General features: G+C 46.9%; 1 protein-coding gene. It reads right to left on the reverse strand.

Annotated features, from left to right (window positions below):
- Window positions 1-75: 75 nt before the first annotated feature.
- Window positions 76-1,338 (reverse strand): group II intron reverse transcriptase/maturase, encoded by a 1,263-nt coding sequence (ltrA, locus tag M3191_RS18045; RefSeq protein ID WP_251701721.1) that lies wholly within the window; start codon window positions 1,336-1,338, stop codon window positions 76-78.
- Between the last annotated feature and the right edge of the window lie 558 nt (window positions 1,339-1,896).

Here is a 1,896-nt window from a genome sequence, read left to right on the forward strand (position 1 = left end):
AATCGAGTAGGAGGGAGCGATTAACTCCCGACCTCTCACACCACCGTACGTACCGTTCGGTATACGGCGGTTCAATTAAGATTGTTGACGCAAAGCTTCGTAACGAGATATTAGACTTTTGAGCCCTCGGGAACTCCAAAAGGAGTTCCCGAGGGTTCTGTGTAGTATAGGACTTTTAGAAATTCTCCAGTAGCTCTTGCGTGAATTTCCCCATTCGTATGCCTTCCCTATCGGGACGCCTAATCCGACGAGTTTCCTCACCTTTGTACTGGGCATCTTCCAGTCCTTCCACATACACATTCGGAGTCTTCTTTTAATCCATGAATCGAATTTCTGGAAAACGCTCGGTGTATCTGCCAGTGCGAAATATCCACACCATCCCATCAGATATTGGTTGAGTTTCTTTATCCGATATTCCATGGAGTAGGGTTTCTTCCTTGAAGTGATTTCCCGGATTCTATTCTTCATCCGTTTTACACTTTCCTTGGCGATGCGAACCTTCGGTTCCTTGCCACTGGTGAAACTGAATCCAAGAAATTTCCTCTTCCATGGACGGTCAACTGCGGATTTATTTAAATTCACCTTCAACTTAAGCTTTCCTTCAATAAAAGAGGTGATGGAGCTCATGACCCGATTCCCTGCTTTCTTTGTTTTCACATAGATATTGCAGTCATCAGCGTATCGGACAAATTTGTGACCTCTCTTCTCTAACTCCTTATCCAGTTCGTCAAGGACTATGTTGGAGAGAAGGGGACTCAATGGTCCTCCTTGCGGAGTACCTTCTTCACTGTTTGTCACGAGACCATTTATCATGATGCCCGATTTCAAGTATTTACGGATCAGCTTAAGGAGACGCTTGTCTTTGATTCTTTTCGCAAGTGTCCCCATGAGCCTGTCATGGTTTACCTTGTCAAAGAATTTCTCCAGGTCCATATCGACAACCCAACGATTTCCTTCCTGTATATATCCTTTCGCTTTCCTCACTCCGTCATGGGCACTTCGATTTGGTCGAAATCCGTAACTATGGTCTGAAAACGTAGGGTCGTATAGGGAAGTTAACACTTGGGCTATCGCCTGTTGAATGAAGCGGTCTATCACGGTAGGGATGCCTAATAGACGCACGCCTCCGTCAGGTTTCGGGATTTCGACCCTGCGGACAGGTTGCGGTTCATAGGTTCCCTGAAGGAGTTCCATTTTCATGGATTCCCAGTGTTCCAGGAAATGCTTCCGTAAGTTTTGTACAGGCATTTCATCCACACCGTGGCTTCCTTTATTGCGCTCCACCCGTTTTAGGGCAGAAAGCAAGTTTTCACGTGATAGTATTCGCTCCATCAACATGTGTTACGCCTCTTTCCGTGAACAACGGTTCTTCTTATGCCAGTCCTGCTCCACCATCCCGAAGTCCCCAGTGGGATTCACCACTTCCTCCTTCGGGCATGCCTTATCGGTTATCTGTGTTCTTCACAGGTTACTGAATGCCAAGATGTTGTTCTCTCTTAATTGTTCAGCCCTTCCCATTCTTCTCGAGTTCGAATGGTACTATGGCTTCTGCTGACTTCTGATTGTTCAGCTATCCATCACTGGATAGGTTACCAAGTGTACTTGGCGTGTCAATCAGACCTCCCCAGGTAAGAACGTAGTCTTTCCCTCCACCTATCTGCTTCATCTACTACATACGACCTTCGGCAGAAAGGGCTTTGTTTTGTTTGGCAAACTCACCCAATCGTACATAGCCTTATATGAAGTTCGTGTTCCTCAGACCGGAGGTTTGCCGCCCGCTTCCTTCAGATTCCACGTCACCATGGACACCCTTGCGTTAGGCTAACCGCTACTTCTGCCTTCGCGGTTCGGGACTTGCACCCTATAGACTACGCCCATGCTGGGCACACCAAAAAA

Origin of the sequence: Sporosarcina luteola, from assembly GCF_023715535.1 — a bacterium.
Classification (GTDB): domain Bacteria; phylum Bacillota; class Bacilli; order Bacillales_A; family Planococcaceae; genus Sporosarcina; species Sporosarcina luteola_B.